Origin of the sequence: Wenyingzhuangia fucanilytica, from assembly GCF_001697185.1 — a bacterium.
GTDB classification, from domain to species: Bacteria; Bacteroidota; Bacteroidia; order Flavobacteriales; family Flavobacteriaceae; genus Wenyingzhuangia; species Wenyingzhuangia fucanilytica.
Map to the genome: position 1 here is coordinate 2,743,113 of NZ_CP014224.1, position 25,956 is coordinate 2,769,068.

The 25,956-nt window shown below is 31.5% G+C and carries 28 protein-coding genes; 9 read left to right on the top strand and 19 right to left on the bottom strand.

Annotation, left to right across the window (positions count from 1 at the left end; all coding sequences use genetic code 11):
• Window positions 1-125: 125 nt before the first annotated feature.
• Window positions 126-359 carry a hypothetical protein gene (locus AXE80_RS11085; protein ID WP_068827272.1) on the top strand — a complete coding sequence of 78 codons (234 nt, stop codon included), beginning with the start codon at window positions 126-128 and terminating at the stop codon, window positions 357-359.
• A 220-nt stretch (window positions 360-579) separates the two neighbouring features.
• Here the strand turns inward: AXE80_RS11085 and AXE80_RS11090 are convergent, their stop codons facing one another.
• From AXE80_RS11090 to AXE80_RS11105, 4 genes are read right to left on the bottom strand one after another with little or no spacing between them, the layout of a single operon-like run.
• The gene (locus AXE80_RS11090; RefSeq protein ID WP_068827273.1) at window positions 580-1,800 is read right to left on the bottom strand and encodes a BaiN/RdsA family NAD(P)/FAD-dependent oxidoreductase; all 1,221 of its coding nucleotides are present in this window, start codon (window positions 1,798-1,800) and stop codon (window positions 580-582) included.
• A 3-nt stretch (window positions 1,801-1,803) separates the two neighbouring features.
• Complete coding sequence (locus AXE80_RS11095; protein WP_068828885.1) at window positions 1,804-2,469, bottom strand: HAD family hydrolase; 666 nt, start codon at window positions 2,467-2,469, stop codon at window positions 1,804-1,806.
• Between the two features lie 23 nt (window positions 2,470-2,492).
• On the bottom strand, window positions 2,493-3,809 hold the full coding sequence (locus AXE80_RS11100; RefSeq protein WP_083194656.1) for a D-arabinono-1,4-lactone oxidase: 1,317 nt from the start codon (window positions 3,807-3,809) through the stop codon (window positions 2,493-2,495).
• A 42-nt stretch (window positions 3,810-3,851) separates the two neighbouring features.
• The gene (locus AXE80_RS11105; RefSeq protein ID WP_068827276.1) at window positions 3,852-4,238 is read right to left on the bottom strand and encodes a pyrophosphohydrolase domain-containing protein; all 387 of its coding nucleotides are present in this window, start codon (window positions 4,236-4,238) and stop codon (window positions 3,852-3,854) included.
• Between the two features lie 32 nt (window positions 4,239-4,270).
• Here AXE80_RS11105 and AXE80_RS11110 point away from each other — a divergent pair, with 32 nt between their 5' ends.
• Complete coding sequence (locus AXE80_RS11110; RefSeq protein WP_206208123.1) at window positions 4,271-4,459, top strand: hypothetical protein; 189 nt, start codon at window positions 4,271-4,273, stop codon at window positions 4,457-4,459.
• 1 nt (window position 4,460) lies between these two features.
• On the opposite strand, the gene AXE80_RS11115 is transcribed toward AXE80_RS11110, so the two are convergent.
• From AXE80_RS11115 to AXE80_RS11135, 5 genes are read right to left on the bottom strand one after another with little or no spacing between them, the layout of a single operon-like run.
• Window positions 4,461-5,375 (bottom strand): ion channel, encoded by a 915-nt coding sequence (locus AXE80_RS11115; protein WP_068827286.1) that lies wholly within the window; start codon window positions 5,373-5,375, stop codon window positions 4,461-4,463.
• 46 nt (window positions 5,376-5,421) lie between these two features.
• Window positions 5,422-6,774, bottom strand: coding sequence for a peptidylprolyl isomerase (locus tag AXE80_RS11120; protein WP_068827288.1), 1,353 nt, complete (start codon window positions 6,772-6,774; stop codon window positions 5,422-5,424).
• A complete protein-coding gene (locus AXE80_RS11125; RefSeq protein ID WP_068827290.1) occupies window positions 6,761-7,600 on the bottom strand; it encodes a hypothetical protein in 840 nt (279 codons plus the stop codon). The genes AXE80_RS11120 and AXE80_RS11125 overlap by 14 nt, the downstream gene beginning before the upstream one ends.
• Window positions 7,600-9,192 (bottom strand): peptidylprolyl isomerase, encoded by a 1,593-nt coding sequence (locus AXE80_RS11130; protein WP_068827291.1) that lies wholly within the window; start codon window positions 9,190-9,192, stop codon window positions 7,600-7,602. The genes AXE80_RS11125 and AXE80_RS11130 overlap by 1 nt, the downstream gene beginning before the upstream one ends.
• A 15-nt stretch (window positions 9,193-9,207) precedes the next feature.
• The gene (locus AXE80_RS11135; RefSeq protein WP_068827292.1) at window positions 9,208-9,489 is read right to left on the bottom strand and encodes a DUF493 family protein; all 282 of its coding nucleotides are present in this window, start codon (window positions 9,487-9,489) and stop codon (window positions 9,208-9,210) included.
• A gap of 84 nt (window positions 9,490-9,573) precedes the next feature.
• Here AXE80_RS11135 and AXE80_RS11140 point away from each other — a divergent pair, with 84 nt between their 5' ends.
• The 5 genes from AXE80_RS11140 to AXE80_RS11160 all read left to right on the top strand — a co-directional run bounded on the left by AXE80_RS11140 (window position 9,574) and on the right by AXE80_RS11160 (window position 14,031).
• Window positions 9,574-10,110, top strand: a complete 537-nt coding sequence (locus tag AXE80_RS11140; RefSeq protein WP_068827294.1) for an AAA family ATPase — start codon at window positions 9,574-9,576, stop codon at window positions 10,108-10,110.
• Complete coding sequence (locus AXE80_RS11145; RefSeq protein WP_068827297.1) at window positions 10,103-12,004, top strand: RecQ family ATP-dependent DNA helicase; 1,902 nt, start codon at window positions 10,103-10,105, stop codon at window positions 12,002-12,004. The genes AXE80_RS11140 and AXE80_RS11145 overlap by 8 nt, the downstream gene beginning before the upstream one ends.
• A complete protein-coding gene (gene fmt / locus AXE80_RS11150) occupies window positions 12,001-12,945 on the top strand; it encodes a methionyl-tRNA formyltransferase (protein WP_068827299.1) in 945 nt (314 codons plus the stop codon). Before AXE80_RS11145 ends, fmt begins: the two co-directional genes overlap by 4 nt.
• Before the next feature lie 167 nt (window positions 12,946-13,112).
• Window positions 13,113-13,385 carry an HU family DNA-binding protein gene (locus tag AXE80_RS11155; protein WP_068827301.1) on the top strand — a complete coding sequence of 91 codons (273 nt, stop codon included), beginning with the start codon at window positions 13,113-13,115 and terminating at the stop codon, window positions 13,383-13,385.
• A gap of 88 nt (window positions 13,386-13,473) precedes the next feature.
• Complete coding sequence (locus tag AXE80_RS11160; protein ID WP_068827304.1) at window positions 13,474-14,031, top strand: YqgE/AlgH family protein; 558 nt, start codon at window positions 13,474-13,476, stop codon at window positions 14,029-14,031.
• Here the strand turns inward: AXE80_RS11160 and AXE80_RS11165 are convergent.
• The 3 genes from AXE80_RS11165 to AXE80_RS11175 all read right to left on the bottom strand — a co-directional run bounded on the left by AXE80_RS11165 (window position 14,018) and on the right by AXE80_RS11175 (window position 16,057).
• Window positions 14,018-14,836, bottom strand: a complete 819-nt coding sequence (locus tag AXE80_RS11165; protein WP_068827306.1) for an aminotransferase class IV — start codon at window positions 14,834-14,836, stop codon at window positions 14,018-14,020. The genes AXE80_RS11160 and AXE80_RS11165 overlap by 14 nt on opposite strands.
• A gap of 80 nt (window positions 14,837-14,916) precedes the next feature.
• Window positions 14,917-15,297, bottom strand: a complete 381-nt coding sequence (locus tag AXE80_RS11170) for an START-like domain-containing protein (protein WP_068827308.1) — start codon at window positions 15,295-15,297, stop codon at window positions 14,917-14,919.
• A 73-nt stretch (window positions 15,298-15,370) separates the two neighbouring features.
• Window positions 15,371-16,057 carry a DUF4294 domain-containing protein gene (locus AXE80_RS11175; protein ID WP_169816824.1) on the bottom strand — a complete coding sequence of 229 codons (687 nt, stop codon included), beginning with the start codon at window positions 16,055-16,057 and terminating at the stop codon, window positions 15,371-15,373.
• A 103-nt stretch (window positions 16,058-16,160) separates the two neighbouring features.
• On the opposite strand from AXE80_RS11175, the gene AXE80_RS11180 reads away from it, so the two are divergent.
• Both AXE80_RS11180 and fbp read left to right on the top strand, forming a co-directional pair.
• On the top strand, window positions 16,161-17,270 hold the full coding sequence (locus AXE80_RS11180) for a M42 family metallopeptidase (protein ID WP_068827310.1): 1,110 nt from the start codon (window positions 16,161-16,163) through the stop codon (window positions 17,268-17,270).
• Window positions 17,271-17,522: 252 nt separating this feature from the next.
• Entirely contained in the window at window positions 17,523-18,530 is a 1,008-nt protein-coding gene (gene fbp, locus AXE80_RS11185; protein WP_068827312.1) for a class 1 fructose-bisphosphatase, read from the top strand.
• A gap of 192 nt (window positions 18,531-18,722) precedes the next feature.
• Here the strand turns inward: fbp and AXE80_RS11190 are convergent, their stop codons facing one another.
• From AXE80_RS11190 to AXE80_RS11220, 7 genes are all read right to left on the bottom strand, one after another.
• Window positions 18,723-19,484, bottom strand: coding sequence for an SDR family NAD(P)-dependent oxidoreductase (locus tag AXE80_RS11190; protein ID WP_068827314.1), 762 nt, complete (start codon window positions 19,482-19,484; stop codon window positions 18,723-18,725).
• A gap of 19 nt (window positions 19,485-19,503) precedes the next feature.
• Window positions 19,504-20,778, bottom strand: coding sequence for an MFS transporter (locus tag AXE80_RS11195; RefSeq protein ID WP_068827316.1), 1,275 nt, complete (start codon window positions 20,776-20,778; stop codon window positions 19,504-19,506).
• 230 nt (window positions 20,779-21,008) lie between these two features.
• Window positions 21,009-21,713: a FadR/GntR family transcriptional regulator gene (locus tag AXE80_RS11200; RefSeq protein WP_068827317.1), complete on the bottom strand. Its 705-nt coding sequence runs from the start codon at window positions 21,711-21,713 to the stop codon at window positions 21,009-21,011.
• A gap of 67 nt (window positions 21,714-21,780) precedes the next feature.
• Window positions 21,781-22,683, bottom strand: coding sequence for a polysaccharide lyase family 7 protein (locus tag AXE80_RS11205; protein ID WP_068827319.1), 903 nt, complete (start codon window positions 22,681-22,683; stop codon window positions 21,781-21,783).
• A 5-nt stretch (window positions 22,684-22,688) separates the two neighbouring features.
• On the bottom strand, window positions 22,689-23,609 hold the full coding sequence (locus tag AXE80_RS11210; RefSeq protein ID WP_068827321.1) for a polysaccharide lyase family 7 protein: 921 nt from the start codon (window positions 23,607-23,609) through the stop codon (window positions 22,689-22,691).
• An 11-nt stretch (window positions 23,610-23,620) separates the two neighbouring features.
• Complete coding sequence (locus tag AXE80_RS11215) at window positions 23,621-24,502, bottom strand: PKD domain-containing protein (RefSeq protein WP_068827323.1); 882 nt, start codon at window positions 24,500-24,502, stop codon at window positions 23,621-23,623.
• A gap of 11 nt (window positions 24,503-24,513) precedes the next feature.
• The gene (locus AXE80_RS11220; RefSeq protein ID WP_068827332.1) at window positions 24,514-25,941 is read right to left on the bottom strand and encodes a RagB/SusD family nutrient uptake outer membrane protein; all 1,428 of its coding nucleotides are present in this window, start codon (window positions 25,939-25,941) and stop codon (window positions 24,514-24,516) included.
• Window positions 25,942-25,956: the final 15 nt, after the last annotated feature.

Consider the following 25,956-nt stretch of genomic DNA (forward strand, 5'->3'; position numbering starts at 1 on the left):
GCAAATGTCTATTTTTTGTAAGTATAAACGTAAGTTATATAGTTGATATCTGAAAATTTTTAATCTGAATTTTTATCTATACAAATCGTATTTTAAAGTTTTATGGAATGGTTATATTTGCCTTTATGAGGAAATTAAAATTGATTTGGGATTTTAGAGGAGCAACAGGTTTAGGAACTGCTAAACACCATTGCATACATTTAAAAGAATTTGCAGAAGCCGAAAAACTTAACTTTCATCTTATAGATCACCAGGAAATTAATGAGATGTGGGCAATAGCTTTTATTGTTGTTGATGAAAGTGATATGAAAATTTATAGAGATGCTTTAAAACCTCATAGAGGAGAAGTGTATCAGTAATGGTTAATGGTTAATGGTTAATGGTTAATGGTTAATGGTTAATGGTTAATGGTTAATGGTTAATGGTTAATGGTTAATGGTTAATGGTTAATGGAATTTAGAAATTCTACAATCAACAATTACATTTTAACAAAGTTTATTTGTTGATGTGTTTAACCCTTTATAATAAAGTCGGTCTTCGAGCGGAGTCGAGAAGCCATTTTCTTAACTTCTATAATTCTCAATACGCTATTGCTTCAGAAATTACCCAACCACCTGTCCAAGCATTTTGGAAATTAAAGCCACCTGTAACGGCATCAATATTTAAAATTTCTCCAGCAAAGAACAAGTTTTCATGGAGTTTACTTTCAAACTTTTTAAAGTTGACTTCTTTTAATTTTACACCTCCCGCTGTTACAAACTCATCCTTAAACGTACTTTTTCCTTGAGCATGAAAAACAGTATGGGTTAATTTATCTGCCAACAACTCTAAACTTTTATTAGAAACATCTGCCCATTTGGTTTGTCCATCTATCTCACAAACTTCTAAAAATCTAGACCACAAACGCTTGCTAATTGTTTCAAAAGGACTTCTTTTTTCTAATATAGACTTTACATCTGTCTTTTTGGTTTTAAACAATACATCTAACGCTTGTTGTCTGTTTATACTTAACCAATTTACAATTACTTGATATTGATATTCTTTATCGGCCAACAAAATAGCACCAAAAGCAGATAATTTTAATACTGCAGGCCCACTAGTTCCCCAATGGGTAATTAACAAAGGACCTGTACTTTTTAGCTTGGTATCTTTTATAGCAACTTCTACATTTTGTACAGCTATACCTGGCAAATCTACCAATAAAGAATCTTTGATGTTAAAAGTAAATAAAGATGGGACTGGCGCTACAACATTATGCCCTAAATCTGTTAATAACTTCCACATTGGTTTACTGCTCCCTGCTGTGACCACTAATTTATCACAAGTATATTCGTTGTTATTTGTAATAACTTTCCAACTTCCGTTTTCTAATTGCTGAAAACTAGAAACACCTTCACTTTTTTTAACTTCTATTCCTAAGTTTTGGGTAGCATTTAAAAAACAATCAATAATAGATTGAGAAGAATTTGATTCAGGAAAAATACGATTGTCACTTTCAATTTTTAAAGGCACTCCTCTATTTTCGAACCACTCCATGGTATCACCAGTCATAAACTGATGAAAAGGGCCAAGTAATTCTCTTTTCCCTCTAGGATAAAACTCGGTTAATTCTTTTGGATCAAAACAAGCATGAGTAACATTACAACGTCCTCCACCAGAAATTTTAACTTTTTGTAAAACTTCTTTTCCTTTTTCTAATATACAAACAGATAAAGTCTCGTTTTTTTCTTTGGTATTAATAGCGGTAAAGAAACCTGCTGCCCCACCTCCAATAATGATTACATTGTAATGTTTTGCCATAGGTTACAAAGATACAATCTCTTGATAAGCTTCTAATAAAGTTGGAAAAACTTTTACAGCTCCATTTGCTAACAACTCTTCTTTAGAATATTGTGTTGTTAACCCAACAGCTACCATTCCTGTAGCCGCAGCAGCTCTAATACCGGTTAAACTATCTTCAAAAATAAGGGTACTACTAAAATCTTTTTCTGCTACACCAAGATGTTTTGCCAAAGTTAAATAAGGAACAGGGCTTGGTTTAGGTTTAGAAAACATATCTACTCCCATACAAATAGAAAAATTAGCGCCTGTTTGACGTAGAGAATTTTCTACAAAAGCAGTATAAGCATTACTTGCTATTCCATGTGGAATATTATTTTTTGCTAAAAAACCTTGAATTTCATGAACACCAGGCAATAAACCTGGAGGTGTTTGAGTGGCTAATATATGTGATTGTTTTAGAGTGTTTAACTCTTCTCCTTTGGTGATATCTCCTCCAAACTCAGCAAAATAATTTGCAATTTGATATGGAGCTCTACCAGCATGAGTTGCCTCTGGAAAATCACAAATTTCTTTGTTAAATATTTCTTTAAATGCCGAAGACCAAGCCGACATGTGACAATTTTTACTATCAACAATTACACCGTCAAAATCAAACAATACGGCTTTGGGAAATGGAAGTTTATTCATTTTATCTTTCTTTTGAATGAACATTATTTTACAAACAACTTGGTTAAATAACCATTTAAAAATTTGTTTGTAGGATCTAATTTTGAACGTAAAACCACAAAATCATTCCATTTTGTATAAAGTTTTTCAAAATCAACATAAGTAGCACTAAAACGTTTTGCCCAATGCGGTTTTCCTTTATACTTTAAGAACAATTCTTCTACTTTTTCAAAAGCTACATAATCGTTTGCTTTAGGAGAATTTCTACACACACAACCTACAGTAACTACATCTTCATCGGCAGCATAGCTTAACCAAGCATTGTCCTTTTTTAAAAAACGTATGTCCATTGGCACATGCACATAAGCTTTATTTGTTTTATCTTCTAACATTGCTTTTAGTTCCTTAAACAAATCTTGAAATTTAGAATAAGACACTGTCCACTCTGCCAACTCCATAGTTGCTCCTCTTTTTTTAGTCACGGTAGCATCATACAAACTTCCGGCATGTTCTTGCTTGGCAGTAAAAAACAAGAAATATAAAATCTTATTAGCAATGGCGGTAAAACGCGGATATTTATGCGTGTACTTATATAGTTTTTGAGAAATTTTTCTTCTCTTTTTATAATACTTAGGTGCCGATTTTGATTTGAACTTAAAATCTTGATCAACTTTATTTCCTAAAATCACATATCCATGGTTGGTATGCGGCAACCATAAAATTCTTACAAAATCATAAGTATTTAAAAAGCCATCCAATTTAGCAGTCCAATCTGCATCTTTCATTGGTGCTTCTTTAATATGCAATCTGTAATTCTCTTCACAAGTAAAAGTAATTTCAGAAAACACTCCTAGCAAACCGATTGAAACACGAATGGCATCAATTTCTGGATCTTGATTTGTGAATTCACGAATAGTTCCATCGGCCATAACCATTCTAAACTTAGAAACATATTTAGACAGTATAAATCCGTTTGTTCCGTGGGTAGCGGTAGCCAAAGCTCCACCAATGGTAATTTTATTAATATCTGGCAAGCAAGGAATACACCAACCACAAGCTTGAACTGTATTGATTACTTTTTCTAAGCTTATTCCTGCTTGTACAGTAATCTCCTTGGTTTCTTTATTGATGTTTACAATTTTATCGTAATTAGAAACATCAACTAAAGTTGAAGTTCCTGCATGTATATCAGAAGAAGAAAAACGATTTCCAAACACACGAACAGAAGAATTGTTTGCTATGGCATTGACCAACTCATCCTCGTTATTTACTTTGATTAAGTTTTCGTAAGAATGTTTTATGTTTTTATTCCAACTAACCCATTCTTTATTGGTTTGGGCTTTTTTGGTTGATTTGCTCAAAATATTTTGTTGCTTTTGTTGATTACTACAAGGGAATGGTCGTTAACTATTTAATATCTTTTCGATATTTGGTTTAAAATAATTAGGCCCCTTTAACACTTTACCATCTTCTCTGTAAATTGGTTCTCCATCTTCTCCTAATTTACTCATATTGCTTCGTTGAATTTCATTAAAAACTTCTTCAATTTTATGTTGCATTCCGTGTTCAATAATAGTTCCACATAAAATATATAACATATCACCAAGAGCATCGGCAACCTCAACCAAATCTCCATTTTGTGCAGCCTCTAAGTACTCTTTGTTTTCCTCATCCATTAAATTAAATCTCAGGTTGATTTTTTCTTCACCAATAGCTGCTATAGGCTCATTTTTATACCCTAATTTATATGCGGTGTGAAATTCTTGTACTGCTTTGATTTTATTCTTCATTTGTTTGTTAATTTTGGTGAAAATTAATTTTTATGTTTTCTACTGGACAAATTTACTTTGCTATATTTTTTGTAATTGCTTTTACTATTGCTATGGTTTGGAGCTATAGAAAGGACTTACAAAGACACAAACATTATTACAAAAATACAGCTATTAAAGTATTTATTGCAGGAATTTTAGTTACGATATCTTTTATACTGATTAGATTGGCTTTAAAATAAATTATATTTTTTTAATATCGTTTAATTTATGGTGATCTATAATGGTAAATCCATCTTCATCAAAATCATAAGACACATCAAATTTGTAATCTATTTTTAACTGACTAAAGTCGTAAGAATGTAGTTGATATAGTTTTTGATTAAACGTTTCTTCGTGATATTGAAACAAAATATAAATCTCTACTTCTAACGCCTCAAGTTCTTCTTTAGAATATTTATACAAAGGACTCTCTTTGTCCATTTTATGCACCAAAGTCCACATGGTTGGCAAATACATAATTTTATTACGTTCTAAATTAAGTTGATAAAATGCTCTATTAAACTCTCCTGTTTCATTCTTTTCAGTAATGCTCATAATTGCGTTTAATTCGGGCTCTATCATCATATTTGTTCGTTTGTTCATTACCCTAAACATTAAAGCCCTAGTATCTTCAAAATCACGAACTACTATATGATCCGAAAACTTAATTTTGGCTTTGGGTTTAGAAAAACGTCCGTATAACAAACCTGTAATAAAAGAAAAAGACATTAGCCCAACTAAGGCTTCTAAAGATGAAATTACTCCTGCCCATACGCCATTAGGAGCAATAGCACCATAACCTACTGTGGTAATTGTTTGGGCGCTAAAAAAGAAAAGATGTATAAAATCTTCCCACAAACTCCCTTTAACAATTTGAAATTCTTGAACCCCAATCAACAAATATACAAATCCAAAAATGGCATTAATAAGTACATAGCCCAACAAAACGTATGCTAAAAAAAGACCCCAAGAAATATTTATAAGATAAGTATATAAATCATCTATTGTACGCGCTCTGTTAATGTGTTTAACATTAGAACTTCCATTAATAATAAGCCTTTGCGCATTTCTGTTAGACTTATATCCTACTCCAGGATCTTTTAATATTCTTGCCATATGCTAATTAAAAAAAAAGCCTTGAATAAATCAAGGCTTTAATATTTTAGTGAATCCACTGTTTTTGAAAACTACAATCTTTATACTTTCCGTTCAGCTTTACATAGGTGTCTTTTATTTTGGTATCGTACCACTTTTCTAAAGTTTCTTGTCTCTTTTTTTGCAATGCTAGCTGCTGAAACTTTACATAATCTTTAGATAAATCTGCTTGGTGAGCATCAATTTTATTTTTAACTAACATTAGTTTGTACAACTTTACTCCTTGATCAGACTCTTCAAAATAAACAGAAGTAAGCTCTCCTTCTTTTAATCCATCAATTTTAGCAAATAATTCTGCTCCCATTTTATTCAATTCAAACTTAGAATCGTTAGTACTTCCATTTACTAAAACCCCTTTGTTTAATCTGGTTGCTTCGTCATCAGAATATTTGGTTACTGCTTCTTCAAAAGAAATATCACCTGCAACAATTTCTGCTCTTACAGATTCTAATTTTTCTTTGGCTGCATTTAATTTAGCTTCGTCTATTTTAGGTTGAATTAAAATATGTCTTACATCTCTTTGTTGACCTTTTATTTTTTCTACTTGTAAAATATGATATCCAAATTGAGATTTGAAAGGTTCTGAAACTTCACCTTCTTCTAAACTAAAAGCGGCTTCTTTAAATTCTTTTACAAATTGACTTTCTCTTGTAATGGTATATTTACCACCATTTTGTGCAACTCCTGGATCTTCTGAGTATAAAATTGCTTTTAACCTCATGCTAAACCCATCCTCAATATCTTTTTTGATTTTATTTAATTGATCTATGGTTTCTTGAATAGATGCTTCTGTTGGTTCTGCTTTGATGGTAATTTGAGACAACTCTACTTCTACTCCAAAATTTGGTAAATCTCCTTTGTCTTTTAAATCTTTATAAAAATATCTTATCTCTTCAGGAGTTACCACAACATCTGCTACTATGCTTTCTCTTTCTTTAGAGATTAAAGCATTTTCTCTTTGTATTCTTGTTAGCTCTCCTTTTAAATCATCTAAATCATCAAAACCATACAACTCTACCACTTGATCCATATCTCCAATTTGGGATTTAAAGTGTGCTAAAGTACGTTCTACTCCAGATGAAATTTCGGCATCAGAAACCACTACACTATCTATTACCGCATGGTGAGCTAATAATTTTTGACTCATCACATCTTCCATGATTTCACAATCGGTAACATTTATTTCTTCTTCTGCTCTAGAGGCTATTTCTTGTTTAAATTTTACAATATCAGAATCTAATATTATGTTTTCACCTATTACAGCAGCAACACCATCAATCTTAATTCTTTCTTGGGCGTTTACTGAGTAAAAACCTAAAAGACATAACCATAAGGCGTGGTGTTTTTTAACGAACTTCATATTTTTTTTGTTTTACGGCATCATCAATCAAAATTTGTTCCATTTGATCAAAGAACTTTAATTTGTTTTTTTGTAATAATATATTTTTAATAGTTGGCTTTACATACTCTAAAGGTGCAAGGTCTCCACTATTTAAAATTTCATGAATGTAAATATAGTAAACGCTTTTATCTGCCTCTGTTTTTTCTATCAACTTATTTGTTGATTTTAAATCCCAAGAAGACAATATTGGGAATTCTGTTTTTTGAAAATAGACATCTTTTAAAGAAACCCAAACAGAATCTTTTAAAAAGTAATCATCATAACCAGAATAATCGTTTAATATTTCTAGTTTATCATCTACATCATCCGAAAGGAATAATTTTTTAATGTGATACCTTTTTCTGTTGTTAGGGTCTATATGTATGTATTTAAACTTTATTAAAGTTTCATTTAACTTAAAACTTTCTTTGTTTTTAATATAAAAGCTATCTATTTCTTTTTGAAATACTAAGGTGTCTAACTTTTTGTTTACCAAAGCATTTTTATAATAGGTTACATATAATTCTTCTTTGTATTTGTCTACCAACTCATCCAACTCTTTTGTGTTGTCTAAATTGATAAGGGCATTTTTATAAAGTAACTTTTGTTTTGCCCAACGCTGAATGTATTCTTGAGTGATTTTTAAACTATCTACAATAGAATTTGTTTTGGGTAAATTGTTTTTTAACTCCTCTTTTGTTAATGTAAAATTATACACTTTAGCCACAACATTGGGTGATGTGGCTGTTTCTTGATGGCAAGACATCAAAGATATTATTCCTAAAAGTGCTAATAATTTTTTCATTATTGATAAGTCTTCTCTAATTTCTTTACTTGACGTTTGTAGTATTTAATTTTACTTTGGTTACGTAAAGATTCCATCCATTCTTTTTGAACTTTATCTTGATAATCGCTTTCTACATATCCTTTTACATCTTCAAAACTTTCTCCTTTAGCTTGGTAGTTTTCTATATGTTTTTCATAATAAGCCTTTACCAACTCTGGTTCGTTACTAGGCACATCCCAAATATGTATTTTCATCAATTCAAAAATTTCAAGACCATTTCTGTAAGAATCTAAAATAGCTTTATAGTCTTCATTCTGATCTTCTAAATGATCTATTACATATTCTTTTAATTGTTCGTTTTTGTAGTCGTCAAAGTAAGTTACAGGTTGCTTAGTTCTTCTGTTTTTAACATACTTAGCAAATCCATCTTGTAAATACGACTCCCCATTTATAGTAAACAAAACTTGTTGTAAGCTATCGGTAGGAATGTTGTAAACTTTATTAGACTCAAACACTTTTAAAGCCTCTTTGTTTACCTCTACATTGTATTTTGCCTCCATTTTAGCAAAAGCAACTTCTTTAGGTTTTTTACCTCTTTCATCATTCAACACCTTCTTTTTTAGCTCTTCTTTTAACTCTTCAAATGGCTGAATTGGTTCTTTTTCTATAAACTTAACAACATGCCAACCATATGGCGTTTTAAAAGGTTTAGAATATGTATTTGGTTCTGACATAGAAAAAGCTACCTTTTCAAACTCAATTGGTAATCTTCCTTTTTCAAAAGGTTTTAAAACCCCTCCAGAATTACTACTTCCTTTATCATCAGAAAATTCTTTAGCTAAATCTTCAAAATTTTCCCCTGCTTGTAATTTTTGGTAAATACTATCTATTTTAGATTGCTTTGCGGTATCTAAACCAGCAACCATAATATGGGCTACTTTTACTTTTCCTTCGGATTTAGCAATATCTTCTACTTTAATAATGTGGTATCCAAATTGAGATTTTACAATATCAGAAACCTCTCCAACAGGAGTTTTGTAGGCCGCATCTTCAAAAGGATAAACCATTCTAAAAGCAGTAAAATATCCTAAAGACCCTCTGTTTTGAATGGCACTTTTATCATCAGAATATTTAATAGCTAAATCTCCAAAATCTACTCCATTGTTAATTTGAGCTTGAATATCTTTAATTTTATTATATGCCTCAATGGTATCATTTCCCTTAAAAGCAATTAAAATATGACTTGCTTTTATTTTATTTTCTGTTCTGTAATAAGCCTCTTGTAATAAATCTTGTAAAGTTTCATCATCAGTTAAAAAAGGAGCTGCTAAATCTCTTTTATATTTTGCCAACTCATTTTTAATAGATTTAATGGTATCTAAGCCTTCTTTTTCGGCTTCTTTTAACTTTAATTTATAATCTACCATTAATTGTAAATCTTCCCTAAAGTCTTTCTCTAAAATGTTTGCGTCTTTTTGTTTAAATAATTTTTTGAATTCCGAAACATAAGTAGGTTCTCCGTCTATTTTAAATAAAACCTTGTCTTTTTTTTGTGCTGATGAATTTAAACTCATCAACAACATTGCAATTCCTAAAAAATATTTTTTCATAAAGTTAACTTATAATTATAATGATATTAAACCTTCAATTTTTTCAACAGCATAATAGTTAGCAATGACCTCATCGGCATTTTTAACTTTTAACACTACAGAAAGACTTATATACTTACCTGTTTTAGATGCTTTAGTTGTAATAACCGCACCTGTGTTATTAAAAACAGCCTCTACTTCCTTTACCTGATTTTTAGATGTAGGAACGATAAATTTATACAAATAATCCGAAGGGAATTTAGTATTATTTTCTAACTTCTCTTTTAAATCTTTATAAAACGCTTCTTTTTCGGTCATATTATAGTTATCCTTAGTAATCAGGCTACAAAACTATAATTATTTCTTATTTTTACTCCCTCGTAATAAGTTTATTTTAAATATATGCCACAAAAAATAGTACTAACAGGTGCTCCTGGTACCGGTAAGACTACTGTATTAAATCTACTTCGTGCCAAAGGTCACTTTTGCATGGAAGAAGTATCAAGAGAAATTATTCAAGAAGCAGAAAGAATGGGCTCTAAAAAGCTTTTCTTATCTCAACCAATATTGTTTAGCAAAATTGTATTAGGAAAAAGAATTATTCAATATCAACAAGCTACAAATAGCGAAAAAACTCATTGCTTTTTTGATAGAGGGATGCCAGATATTACTGCTTACTTAAATAGTATTCACACTCCGGTAGAAGAAACTTTTAAGCAATCTAACAAAAAATACATTTACGACACCGTTTTTATTTTTCCGCCTTGGGAACAAATTTATACCAATGATGCAGAAAGATTTGAAACCTATGAAGAGGCTTTAGCTATTCACAAAGAAATTGTAGAAGAATACAAAAAAACGCATCAGAATATTATTGTAGTCCCTAAAGGAACTCCAAAAGAAAGACTTAAGTTTATATTAAAAAAATGCCATGCTTAACACTTCTCCTGATCAACTAAAAGAACTGCTCCAAAAATATTGGAATCACAGCTCTTTTAGACCATTACAGGAAGGTATTATTCAAGACATTTTACAGCAGCACGATACTTTTGCTATTTTACCCACAGGAGGAGGAAAATCTATTTGTTACCAAATACCTGCTTTACTGTTAGAGGGAACTTGTGTGGTAATTTCTCCATTGATTGCTTTGATTAACGATCAAGTTGAGTCTTTAAAACAAAAAGGAATCGAAGCAATGACGATTCCAAGCAAGTCCAACACAGATGATATTATTCGTTTGTTTGATAACATTAGGATAAAAAAAATAAAACTTTTGTATTTATCTCCTGAACGATTAAATCAACCCATCATTCAGGAAAAATTAAAACAATTAAATATTTCTTTTATAGCAGTAGATGAGGCACATTGTATTTCTCAATGGGGGCACGATTTTAGACCTGCTTATTTAAAAATTTCTTTGTTAAGAGAACTGTTGCCAAACATCCCGTTTTTAGCTGTTACTGCAACCGCTACTGTTAAAACTCAAGAACAAATAATTGATTTACTTCAATTAAAAGAAGTAAAAAAACACATAGGTTCTTTTGATAGAAAAAACCTTGCTTATCAAATTTATGAAACCCCTCAAAAATTTGATTTACTCTGTAAAATTTTAGGCAAAAGAAATATTGTTACCATTATCTATTTGCAAAATAGATTAGCTGTAATGGAACTTGCTAGCAGATTGCAACAACAAGGATTTAAAAGCACTTATTTTCATGCCGGTTTAACCAATAAAGAGAAAGAAAAAAACTTTCATGCTTGGAACACCGAGCAACAAAATATTATGGTAGCCACAAGTGCTTTTGGAATGGGAATTGACAAAAGCAACGTAAAACTTGTCATTCACTTAGAAATACCATCAAGTTTAGAAGGTTACACTCAAGAAGCTGGTAGAGCTGGTAGAGATGAACAAAAAGCGTTTTCTTGCGTTATTTTATCGCAAAATGATTTTAAAAAATTTCAGAATTTAAGTACTCAAAACGAACTTACTTTTGAAGATGTTTTAAATGTTTATCAAAAATTAAATCAACACTTTCAAATTGCTTATGGCGAAATGATTGAACAAGCTTTTGATTTTGATATTGATGCTTTTTGCCTTAAATACAATCTTAACACAAACAAAACTAGCAAAGCACTTAGGCGATTAGATAATTATAGGATTTTAAATTATCAGGAATTATATGAAAGTAGCACCTATATAAAAGTAATTTGTAGCAGTCAGCAACTTTTAAATTTTTGCGACCATCACCATAGTTATCAAACATTAATTGAAACCATCTTAAGGAATTATACTGGTATTTTTGAATTACCAAAAAAGCTAAACATTCCGCGTTTATCAAGTAAAACCGAAATTTCAATTTCTGATATCCACAAAAAACTATCTTATTTAAAAGATATTCAACTAATTGACTACGAAAAAAAGCAAAACAATCACAGTCTACAGTTTTTAGTTCCTAGAGAAGACAAGCAAACTATTAATGTAATCAAAAAAGATTTGGTTACTCTTAATCACATAGATCTTGAAAAGAGCGAAAAAACTTTGGCTTATTTTAAAAACCAAAGTACTTGTAGAAATCAACTTATTTTAAATTACTTTAATGAGGAGACTACAGAAAACTGTGGTATTTGCGATATTTGTCTAGAAAACACAAAAAACATCAGCATCACAAACATCGGTCAAAACGCTCTTGTTTTATTAAAAAACAAACCACATACTTTTAATGAGTTAATGATTGCTTTAAAAATTAACTCCATAAGCTTAAAAGAAGTGTTAAAGTATTTGTTAAACGAAAATTACATCCAACAGAACCAACAATATTATCAATTGATATGAGTAAATTAAGAATTGTATTTATGGGAACACCAGATTTTGCGGTGACCATTTTAGATAAAGTTTTACAAGAAAATTACAATGTAGTAGGAGTGATTACCGCCCCAGACAAACAAGCTGGTAGAGGTAGAAAAATTCAACAATCTGCAGTAAAACAATACGCTGTAGAAAAAGGATTAACTGTGTTGCAACCTACCAATTTAAAAGCTCCTGAATTTCAAGCAGAACTAGAAGCCTTAAAACCTAATTTACAAATTGTTGTAGCTTTTAGAATGTTACCACAATCTGTTTGGAGTTTACCAGAATACGGAACTTTTAATTTACACGCTTCTTTATTACCAGACTATAGAGGAGCCGCTCCTATTAACTGGGCCATCATTAATGGAGAAACAGAAACAGGTACTTCTACTTTCTTTTTAGATGATAAAATTGATACTGGTGAAATCATATTACAAAACAAAACTAATATTGCTCCAAACGAAACTGTTGGCGAACTACATGATAAGTTGATGCATTTAGGAAGCGATTTGGTTGTAGAGACATTAGAATTGATTGAAAAAGGAGATGTTAAAACCCAAAAACAAGCAGCACATAGCGATAAGTTGGCTTATAAAATCCACACCGATACTTGTAAAATAAATTGGAACCAAACAAGTGATAAAATTCACAATCATATTAGAGGTTTAAATCCATACCCAGCTGCATGGACTACATTAAAAAACGACGATCAAGAAATTAGTGTTAAAATTTATGGCTGTGAAATTATTGAAGAACCCCACCAACTACAACCAGGAAGCATTGTTACCGATAAAAAAAATATCAAAGTAGCTACTTTAAATGGATACATTAAAATCAACCAATTAAAGTTAGCGGGTAAAAAGCTAATGGACGCTGCTAGTCTATTAAATGGTTATACTTTTTCGGACAACGCAAACATGCTGTAAACACTAACACTACACATAAAACAACAATTTTAAACCATCTTTATCAACAAAAACAAAAAGTTATTAACAATTCAGTGTTTTTAAGGGCTGAACACTTGCACAAGCTATAATTCCTTATATATTTGTTTATGTATAAACTTATTTAATTTAAAATAAAATATTCAGTTATGAACAAATCAGATTTAATCGACGCAATTGCAACGGATGCAGGAATTTCTAAAACAGCAGCTAAAGCAGCTTTAGAATCAGTAACAAACAATGTAACTTCTACTTTAAAAGATGGAGGAAAAGTTTCATTAATCGGATGGGGAACTTGGTCAGTATCAAAAAGACCTGCTAGAGATGGTAGAAACCCTCAAACTGGAGCAACTATTAAAATTGCAGCGAAAAACGTTGTTAAGTTTAAGCCAGGTGCTGGATTATCAGACGCTGTAAACTAATAACAATTTATAGTATTTAAAAACTCCTTTTTACAAAGGAGTTTTTTTTATGCATTTTTTTTCTTAGATTTATTAAAAAGCTATTGTTATGCCCCTTTTAAAACCCTCAAAAGGAAGATTATTGATTGCAGAGCCTTCTATTTTAGGAGACCTTTCTTTCAATCGCTCCATTATTTTGCTTACAGAGCACACAAAGTCTAGCTCTATAGGTTTTATAATGAATAAACCTTTGGAATATAGTTTAAACGATTTAATTCCAGAAATTAAGTGTGATTTTAAAGTATACCAAGGTGGCCCTGTAGAACAAGACAATTTATATTTTATTCATAAAATCCCTAACCTACTATCTAACAGTATAAAAGTAACTGAAGGTATTTATTGGGGAGGAGACTTTAGTGAATTGTCTAGATTACTAAATGAAGGCTTAGTAAATAACGAAGATATACGGTTTTTCTTAGGCTACTCCGGATGGGGACAAGGCCAATTAAATTATGAATGGGAACGAGACTCTTGGCTAGTAAGAGAAAATGATTACCAAAACATTTTTAGCACCCACAATAGAAATTTATGGAAAGAAAATTTAATGGAACTTGGCGGAAAATACCAAATATGGGCCAATGCACCTATAGATCCTAACCTAAATTAGCCATCAACTTTGTTATTTCACTAACTACTTTTGTACTAAAAGTCTTTTTTCTGTATTTGGTTACCGGTTGAATTCCTACAATCACATTAGTCAAAAACACCTCATCTGCTTTTTGAATAGCAAACGGAGAAATAGAAGCTTCTTCAACTTCAAAATCTGTGTTTTTTCCTAAAACATCAATAATATTTTTTCTCATCACCCCTTTAACACAACCATCAGATAATGGAGGAGTTGTAATTACATTTCCTTTTACCAAAAAAATATTTCCGTTGGTAAATTCAACCACATTTTTATTTGTATTTAACAACACACAATTATCAAACTCGTTATCTTGAGCATAAATCCCAGCCAAAACATTGGTGATTTTATTGTTTGTTTTAACTGTAGATAACAAATTAGGATTGATCATAAAATCCTTGTACAAATCTACTACATAATCCTCTTTTACAACAATCTCCACTTTTTTAGCTTCAATTACATAAGATGTTTTGTGATTTGATGGAGCATATAATCCTTCCGCATCTCTAAACACAGTAAACTTTACTCTGTTTTCATCTCCAGAATTCGCATTAATAGTCTTTAATATTTCTGCTTCAAAAAACTCTAAAGTAAATTCCATCGGAATTTCCATACGTAACATACGCATAGAGGCCATTAATCTAAAATAATGATCTTCGCAAAAAACAACTGCCTCATCTTTTATTTTAATAGTTTCGAACAAAGCATCTCCATATTTAAACGCTCTGTTGTTAAAATTGATTTGATTGTTGTTTTCGGAAACAATGTTTCCATTAAAATTGATCATGACCCATTTAATTTTTGGCAAATTTACATAAAAAAAGCCTTGATTATCATCAAAGCTTTCATACAATTGGTGCTATTTTATTATGCTCCAATAATGTGTTTTAGTTCGGAAATTTGGTTTTCCCACAACATTTTTGCTTCGTCTATTTCGTCTTCTTCAGCAAAATCAGTAATAATTAAAGACACGTCTTTAGTTAAAGCATCTACTTGAATTTTAAATTCAAAGTAAGCATTGTCATCTTCATCTTCTACCCAATGAAATTTTGCTCTATCATCCGTTTTAGAAGCTAACAATTTTGCTTGTTCTTCTGAACCATCCCATATAAAGGTAAACAATTCACCTCTAGAGTTTACATTATCTGCAAACCATTCTCCTAACCCAGAAGGAGTTGCAAAATACTGATACAACATCGATGGCGATGCGTGTATAGGAAACTCTAACTGAAATTTTTCTTTTACCATGATTGTACTCTTTTTTTGATGGTTGGCAAAGTAATATTTTTTTGCTTATTAAAAAAAGAATGTTGTTTTAAAGTTATTTCTTTTTTTCTATATGAATTTCTCTCACTGGTAAAGGAAGTTTTCCGCTCATTAAAACCGATGGATGTCGTTCTAATTGACCATACAAAAATGCTTGTTGTAAAATATTTTCAATCATATAATCTTCCATCACATTTTCTGGATGATATTCTAAATCCAAATCAATCTTAAAAAAACTTGCAGAAAATCTATACCAAAACGCTTTAAACTTTCCTCTTTTATCTTGAATGTGTTCGTTTACCGTTTCTCCCGTTAACCTATGAATCAACTTAATCAAAATACGACCTTCTGTTCTAGTTAATTTTTTAACATCCTCTGCAAATTGTTCCTCAAAAAGTTTTTGCTTGTCTTTTATATATCTTCTTCGTTTTCTAGAAGACTCAATTTCATCAATACTAGCATTTAAACTATCTAATTTTTCTTTAGCCAAAACTGCATAAGGATATGCTTTATATGTTTTTTTTCTAAACCACGCATAGTATCGCCTATCGTAGTTGTTGGTAAATTTTGGTTTTGGAAACAACACAATGGTATCCAAATGAATTTCTTGATGAGGATTGGTAATAAGATATCCATCTTCATACTGTTTCCCTAAGTGTATCCACTCTTTGTCTTGAGCTTGTAACACTAGAGAAATCAACATAAAAACAAAAGGTAACGATATTTGTATTCTTAATTTCATCAACACCAAAAATACATAATTAACCTGCTTAAAAACAAGAATCAACATGCATAATATCTAAAATCAAAATAGTACTTTTGATTGGATAAAAAATCGATATACGATGAGTGAACAGACCATTTTAACAGAAAAGTCATTAAACTTTTTAGAAGAATATTTAAACAATGCTGCTCCTACTGGATACGAAAGTAACGGGCAAAAAATTTGGATGGATTATTTAAAGCCTTATGTAGATGAGTTTATTACTGATGCATATGGTTCTGCTGTAGGAGTTATTAACCCAAAAGCAAAATACAAAGTTGTAATAGAAGGACATGCTGATGAAATTTCATGGTACGTAAACTACATTACTGATAACGGATTAATTCATGTTATTAGAAATGGTGGAAGCGATCATATTATTGCTCCTTCAAAAAAAGTAAACATCCATACCAAAAAAGGAATAGTAAAAGGTGTTTTTGGTTGGCCAGCAATCCATACTAGACTAAAAGGTAAAGAAGAAGATACACCAAAAATTGAAAACATTACCATTGATGTTGGTTGCGAAACCAAAGATGAAGTATTAGCCTTAGGTGTGCACGTTGGTTGTGTAATTACCTATCCTGATACTTTTGAAGTTTTAAACGGAAACAAATTTGTTTGTAGAGCTTTAGACAACCGTATGGGTGGATTTATGATTGCCGAGGTAGCACGTTTAATTAAAGAAAACAATATTGATTTACCTTTTGGTTTATACGTTACCAACTCTGTACAAGAAGAAATTGGTTTACGCGGAGCAGAAATGATTACCCAAACCATAAAACCAAATGTTGCTATTGTGACTGATGTTTGCCATGACACCACTACTCCAATGATTGATAAAAAATCTGAAGGAGATAGTAAAATTGGTGCTGGACCTGTAATTTCTTACGCTCCTGCCATTCAACACAACGTTAGAGAATTAATTATAGAAACTGCAGAAAAAAACGAGATTCCTTTCCAACGTCATGCTTCATCTAGAGCTACAGGAACAGATACAGATGCTTTTGCTTATAGTAATGGCGGAGTTCCTTCTGCTTTAATTTCTTTACCATTGCGTTATATGCACACTACTGTAGAAATGGTACATAGAAATGATGTAGAAAACGTAATTAAATTAATTTTTGAAAGCGTTAAACAAATTAAAGAAGGTGATAACTTTAACTATTTTAATAAAAAAAGTTATAGTTTATAAAACCTAAAATGTTTTTTAACAAAAGGGCTAGAGAATTATTCTCTAGCCCTTTTTTTTTTATGATAAACTATTAAAAATCAACTAAATTATTTAAATATTACTATGGTTCATTTTTATCTATTTAAACATAAAAAACAAGAAAATTTAAAAATCGATAATCTGCTTAAAAACAAGGGAAAACATGCTACGAAATCGTTGTAGTAAAGCAAAAAAAGTATGATATTTACAGCAACTAATAAAATCAAACTATAAATGTCTTATCAACACAAAACTTTAGGAGAATTTATCAATGAAAATCAACACGCTTTTAAGTATTCAACTGGTGAATTATCTAGCTTAATCAACTCTATTAGACTTGCCGCAAAAGTAGTAAACCACGAAGTTAACAAAGCTGGTTTGGTAGATATTACCGGAGCAGCAGGTGATGTAAATGTGCAAGGTGAAAGTCAACAAAAATTAGATGTATATGCTAACGATAAGTTTATACAAGCTATGATCAATAGAAATATTGTTTGTGGAATTACTAGCGAAGAAGAAGATGATTTTATCATTGTTAATAGTAAAGACAAGAACCATCAAAATAAATATGTGGTTTTAATTGATCCTTTAGACGGTTCTTCTAACATTGATGTTAATGTTTCCGTAGGAACTATCTTTTCAGTTTACAGAAGAATTACTCCAATTGGAACACCTGTAACCAAAGAAGATTTTCTTCAAGCTGGTAAACACCAAGTTGCGGCTGGTTATATTATTTACGGAACTTCAACCATGCTTGTTTACACAACTGGTCATGGAGTAAACGGATTTACACTAAACCCAGCTATTGGTACTTTTTATTTATCACATCCAGACATGGAGTTTCCTAAAGACGGGAATATTTACTCTGTAAACGAAGGAAATTATTTAGAATTTCCAGAAGGGATAAAAAAATACATCAAATACTGTCAACAAATAGAAGAAGACAGACCTTATACTAGTAGATACATTGGGTCTTTAGCTTCTGATTTTCATAGAAATATGATTAAAGGAGGAATTTATATGTATCCTAAAAGCACCAAAAACCCTAATGGAAAACTACGTTTGTTATACGAATGTAACCCAATGGCCTTTATTGCAGAACAAGCAAAAGGAAAAGCAAGTGATGGTTACACTAGAATTTTAGATATTAATCCAACAGAATTACACCAAAGAGTTCCTTTTATTTGTGGAAGCATTAATATGGTAGAAAAAGCAGAAGCTTTTATGAAAGAATTCTCTTAATCCTTTTAGCATAAAAAAAGCCGAAGATTTCTCTTCGGCTTTTAAACTAGAAAACTTAATTATAATAGGCTAACTAAAAGACAATCCCCTATTAATTTATTACCTCTCCATTAAAAACAGTAAACTTATCAAACTGTACTTTTTTTTAAAGAGATTCTTTTAACGATTCATTTCTAAAATCGCTATTTAATTTTAAATTCCTAAAGCTTGTCCTCCTCCAATTTGGATGGTTTCGGCAGTGATAAAAGAAGCTGCATCACTTGCCAAAAAGGATACTACAGAAGCTACTTCTTCTGGTTGACCTAATCTTCCTAACAAAATATTGTTTTTCCAAGAAGCAAATACTTCTGGTTTGGTTGATTTTATTTGTGCGTGAAATGGAGTATCAATAGTACCTGGAGACACCGCATTAACACGTATACCATATTCCGCTAAATCTTTAGCCAATGCTCTTGTAATTGCGTGTACTCCTGCTTTAGAAGTTCCATAAATCCCAGCTCCTGGTCCTCCGGCATTCCAACCTGCATTTGATGTATAATTGATAATTGAAGCATTCTCTCCCTTTTTAAGGTAAGGAATCGCTGCTCTTGAAGCAAAAAATGTTGAATCAAGGTTTAAAGCCATTACAAATCTATAAAACTCAGTAGTCATTTCTTCAAATCTAGATCTACCACCTAAACCTCCTGCATTATTTACAAGTACATCAATTCTACCATATTTTTCTCCAATAGCTTTGATGTTTTCTGTAACAGCTTCATCGTTTGTTACATCAAAACCATAATACTCTGCTGAAATTCCTTCTTCTTTTAATTCTGCAACTCTTTTAGCTCCAGCTTCATCTTCAATACCGTTTAATATTACTGTATATCCGTCTTCTCCTAATTTTTTTGCTACTTGAAATCCTATTCCTCCTGTTGCTCCTGTGATTACTGCTATTTTTTCTTCTACTTTCATCTTAATATCGTTTAAATGTTTATGTTAATTTTACTGGTTCTATTTTTTTAATTAATACGTAAATTGATGCTACAGCCATTGGTGCTAAAATTGCAATAACAATAAATGCTGGTGTATATGATACTGAAGCAATTAACGGGATTAGTGTATTCATAATAATTACAGATATTGCTGCAACAGTTCCTGCTAAACCAGCTAAGGTTCCTACAGATTTACCACTGAATAAATCACTTGAAATGGTTTGAATGTTTCCAATAGCAAATTGAAATCCAAATAATACTACTGACACGATGTATATAAATGTCATAGGATTGTTTTCGTTTACTAAAAAGATAATTCCTAATAATCCTAAAAAGATTAATGCTCCACCAATAGTAATGGTTGTTTTACGAGCAACATCAACAGATTTAGTTTCCATTAATTTACCACTATACCAACCACCAATAATACTTCCTGCCATTCCTCCTAAATAAGAGATCCAAATGGTTGCTCCAATTTCTTCAATACTAAATCCAAATTTTGAATTTAAGTACAACGGCATCCATCCTACAAACAGCCACCATATAGGCTCTATAAATAATCTTGCTGTTAAAACTCCCCAAGACTCTTTGTGACTTAAAATTTGTACTACAGACAAACCTTTTTCTTTTTTTCCAGGCTCTTCTACAGTTACAATTCTATCTTTTAAAATCAACGCTCTTTCTTCGTCAGTAATCCAAGGATGCACTTCTGGGTTTGATTTGTTAACAAACAACCAAGGAATTACCCATAACAAACCTATAGCACCAATAATGATAAAAGTTGTTCTCCATCCAAAGTGACTGTATAAATAAGCGATTAATACAGGCGCTATTACACTTCCTAAAGATGCTCCTGCATTAAAAATTCCTTGTGCAATGGCACGTTGTTTTACAGGAAACCACTCTCCGTTACTCTTAACAGCTCCAGGCCAGTTACCTGCCTCTCCAAGTCCTAAAAAGGCTCTAAAAATGGTTAAACTTGCTAATCCTCCTGCAAAAGCGTGTAGTACAGATGATAAAGACCACACTACAATAGAAACAACAAAACCAAGTCTAGTTCCTATTTCGTCATATAATTTTCCTGATAAAAACTTACCTAAGGCATAAGTAACCATAAAAATGTTTAGCATCACTGCATAATCGGACTCATCAAGTCCTAAATCTTTTCCCATTTCTGGCCACATTACTCCAAATGCCGTTCTATCAATGTAATTGATGACCGTTGCTAAACAAATTAGCATAATTACCCACCATCTTAATCCTTTAACTTTCATAACCCTATAATTTACAGTGCATTAATAATATTTTGTTTTTTAAAATAAAGACAAAAGATTCCCCTCAACAAGAATATAAGAGTTCTTATTCCTGTTGTAATACTATATATAGATCTAAAATGGAAATACAGAAATTCTGTGTATAGTTCTAAGTATAATACTTTAAATATTTTATCCCTTCAGTTTTTTTAATCAAGTAAAACCGTGCATTTTTACTTGATTGATGTTGATTATTTTTTTGCGTTATAGCAATATTGATAAAGAGCACTAAAGTGTACTTTCATCTTCTCTCTTGCTTTATCTACATTTTGTTCTTTTATTGCTTCGTATATAGCTTCGTGCTCTACAATTCCTCTCTGAGACATCCCAGCATCACAAACATGATATTTTTCAAAGTTTGTAATAATATTAGGAGTAATCATCAACATGAGTTTATTCATGGTACTGTTTCCACTTGCTTGCGCAATAGCTAAATGGAATAACAAATCTTCTTGAACTGCTTTTTCTCCGTTGATTACTTTTTTCTTATAAGCATCTAAAGCTTTTTCCATTAATTTTAAATGCTCCTCTGTTCTTCTCTCAGCAGCTAAACTAACCGTTTTTAACTCAAACATGATCCTTGTTTCTACTAACGATTTAAAGTCAGGATCTTCCAACCTCAAAATATCGTCAATCATTCCGTTCATGGCTATTTGTCCAATATCTGCAACAAAGGTTCCACTTTGTGGTTTTGATTTTAGTAATCCGTAAAACTCAAGTAGCTGTATTGCTTCTCTAACATTACTTCTACTTACTTCAAACTTTTCAGATAACATTCTCTCAGATGGCATCTTATCTCCTGGTTCAAGATTTTTAAGAATAATTAAATCTCGTAATTTAGATATAATTTCATTCTGACTTGTTTGCTCTCCTTTTGACAATAACTCTAACTTCATAGGAACATAGTTTTAATTAAATTGGTTAACCAATTTTCATGTAGTAAATATATAAAAATTAGTTCTTTTAATGTGTAACATTTAACTGATAATATTCAACTTTAGCACTTGCTCCACTATCGGTAGTACTCAGGTAGTTACCAGCTTTAAAATAGTTTTCAAAAATCCCCCATTTTTGAATATGGATATCATTATAAACTTTTGAGGTATTATTCATGATTATTTCCATTCTACCTTCTGATATTTTTACTTGTAATTTAAATTTATCAAAACCTACGTATTCTGGAAAATTATATCCTTCATCATCACCCCACGCATCTGTATGTAAAATTTCCTCATCAGATGCATTTAAATCTTTTAATACTTTAGTTTTTACTCTAATATACCCTTTATGCCAGTATATTTTTAACATTGGTGGTGCGTTATTATCTTTTTGACCAATTAAATCACGTTGAGCATTTGTTAACCTTCCATGAATCTGCATGATAATGGTTCTATGATAATCTCCATTTTTATCTTTACTTATCTCGGCCATAGCCAACTCACCTGTCATAATTCCTCCTTGTGAAAAAGTCCAGTTTACAGAATTATCTCCTGCTTTTATTTGTTCTCTTAATTCAGTTCTAGAATAAGAAGTATTAGCAGTGGTACTACTTGGATAAGTATAAAACACTAAAGCTCCTTTAATAGAATCATTATACATGAATGGTTTTAAGGTTTCATTGGTTCCATAATCTAGAATCTCTGGTGGAGAAACTTCTGTTGGGTTACCAATAGGTAAAGTTACTTTCCAATTACTTAAATCTATATTAGGCAAATTGTAATCTTTTTCTGGTGTTTCATCTTCTTCAACCACTACATCCCCACTATCCTTATCATCATTCGATAACACATCATCATTATTAGCACTACAATTACTTAAAAATAATGCCAATACAATTACACTGTTATATAGAAGTTTTATGATCATTTATATTAATGTTTAACTTTTAACTTATAATAATTAACCTTTGCAAAAGCTCCTTCATCTCTAGACTGAAAGTAATTTCCAGCTTTAAAATAGTTCTCAAAAACTCCCCATTTTTCCATATGAATGTTATCGTAAACTTTATAATCAAAATTATTTAAGACTACAATTAACTTCCCTTCTGACACCTTAACTTCTAAAGTAAATTTTCTATGTCCTACTTCTTGATCAAAGGTGTAACCTTCATCATCACCCCAAGCTTCATCATGCAAAATCTCTTCATCAGAAGCATCTAAATTTTTAAGAACTTTTGTTTTGACACGAATTTTACCATTTTGCCAATATATTTTTAAAATAGGTGGTGCATTATTATCCTTTTGCCCTATTAAATCACGTTGCTCATTGGTTAACCTTCCATGGATCTGCATAATGATTACCTTATGAGGTTTACCGTCGCTATCTTTAGAAATTTCATCAACTTTTAAAACTCCTTTCATAGTTCCCCCCTGTTTAAATGTCCAGTTTACATTATTATTTCCTGGTTCCATTTGTTCTCTAAGTTCTGAACGAGAATATTTGGTGTTTGCAGTTGTTGCATTACTTGGATAAGCATAAAACACTAAAGCTCCGGTTATAGAATCATTATACATGTATGGAGTTAACCTTTTATCAGTTGCATATTTTAAAATCTCAGGAGGCTCAACATTAGTCGCTTTACCTTTGTGATTTAGTTCTGGTGTAGTAACACTCCAATGGCTTAAATCAATTTTAGATAATTTGTATTTTTTCTTCTTCTTTTTTGATTTCTTTTTTACCTCAACTGATTTTTCCACTTCTGTGGTACTACTTGCCTTTTCTTGGCAAGTAGCATTCACAGATAGGAAAGTAATAACTACAACAAGTATAAATTCTTTTTTAAAGTAATTCATTTGTAAATTATTTATTCTGGTTTAGCAATAATAGTCACATCATCTACTCTTGCTTCAGTAATATTATTGCTATCAATCCATATAGCAATTGTACTTCTATTTCCAGAGTTAAACTCTAACGTCATTTGTACATAATCGCTTGCACTTGTTTGGTCTGTACCACTAACAGAAGCAATAATAGCTGCTTCAGCTTCAGAGGCATTAGAGATAGCTTCTCCTAAAACAGCTAACCTCAACGCTCCTCCAGCAGGATCTGTTTTCATGGTATAATAAATAGAAACGATATAATCTGCATTTGGAGTAACTGTTAACTCTTGATAAGCAACACGAGGATCTCCTGCATCAAACTTAGCTCCTTGAGAACCTGTACGAACAGGGCTACTAGTAATTCCAAATATTTTACCTCCAGATATTCTCCAAGAATCACGACCATCACCAGTACCACCTGCTAAACCACCATCTTCAAAACCAGCTTCTAAAATTGTTGGTACAAATACACTTGGCGCATCTGGTTCTACAACCTCAACAGTACTGCTAAACGTACTTTCTACTCCTAATTTATCAGAAGCAACTAAAGTAACTGTATAAGTTCCTTCTCCAGAAAAAGTATGTGATGGATCTTTTTCAGTAGATGTATTATCAGCTCCTGAAGCGGCATCACCAAAGTCCCATTCATAATCCGTTGCACTATCAGAAGTGTTTGTAAATAAATAGGTTAAATAATCCCCACTTTGTTCTTCTGCAGAAAAGCTACTACTTGGAGGAGTGTTATCTGGTTTAGAACCAGCCTCTGGTAAATCTTCTGTACATGCATTAAATGTTAGTAATAATGTGATAGCGGCCACCAACTTAGTGATATCCATTATCTTTTTATGTATAAATAAATTTTTCATCTTCATTAGTTTTAATTGTTATAACCAGGGTTTTGCTTAAGAACTCCATTACTTAAACCAATTTCTGAGTTAGGGATTGGCAATAATAAATCTGTTCCAGAAAAACTATATCCGTTTGCTGCAGAGAAAGCAGATAAGATAGATTGAGCCTCACCAAAGCGAACTAAGTCAAAAAATCTTTGATTCTCAAAAGCTAACTCTACTCTACGCTCGTTTAACAAATCTTCTTTTGTAATAATTGCTGGAGTTGTTAAACCTGCTCTATCTCTAATTAATTTAAAAGAAGCAATTGCATTTGTACTAGTAGTTGATGCTCCACCAGCTAAGATTGATTCTACATGCATTAAAACAACATCTGCATAACGTAATACAATCCAGTCATTTCCTGCTAATGTTGGGTCTGTAGAAGTAGGATCAATTCCTAAACTTGCATCTCCATTAGGTAAATATTTTACTACTTGATATTGTGTAGTTTGTCCTGCATCTTGTCTAAATGCATATTTTGATCTTTCTACACCTCCATAAGTAGCAAAAGCATTTCTTACATCAGCAGTAACATAATTCATTCCACTTGTTCTACCTACAGAATTTAACCATTCTGCTGAAAAGTTTTGACTATCATTTACAGCATTTCCGTTGTATCCAATTGCAAAAATTACCTCATCATTACCTTCTGTATAAAAGATATCTTTATAGTCAGCTTCTAATGAAAAACCACGTGATGGCTGCATAATAGATTCACATAAAGTTTGTGCTCCACTATAATTTCCTGTTGTTAAATATACTTTTGCTAATAAACCTTCTGCAGCAGCTTTTGAAGCTCTGTTTTTAGATCCATCTGTCAATCCATTAATAGCAGTTGTTAAATCACTAATAATTAAAGAGTATACATCTGCTGTAGGTACTCTTGTAAAAGAAACATCTGTTTCTAATGGAGCAATAACTCTATCAATTAACGGAACATCTCCAAACAAACGAACTAAGTTAAAATAAGCATAAGCTCTTACAAATTTTGCTTCTCCTTCAAACTGAGCTTTTTTAGTAGTAGCAGCATCAATGTTTTCTAAAACTGTGTTAGCTCTATATATTACATTATACATACTTCTATAATAATCGGCTACAATACCGTTTGTTGATTGAACAGTATAAGTTTCAAACTGAGCTGCTTCACCTTCACCACTTTTAGTTCTGGTATTATCACTTCTCATTTCTGTAAGATAGAACTCAATTTGTGTTGAGTGATTACTATCAGAGTCTGTATCATTTACTCCTTGTAAACCATCGTACATATTAATTACTCCAGCCTCTAACTCTTCTTCGTTGTTATAAAAACCATCTGCTGAAATAGCCGAGGTAGGCAGCGGGCTTAAAAAGTCATCTTCACACGAAGCGGCGAATATGGCTAAAAAAACTACGGTTATAAATTTTATATTTTTCATAATGTGTGTCTTTTA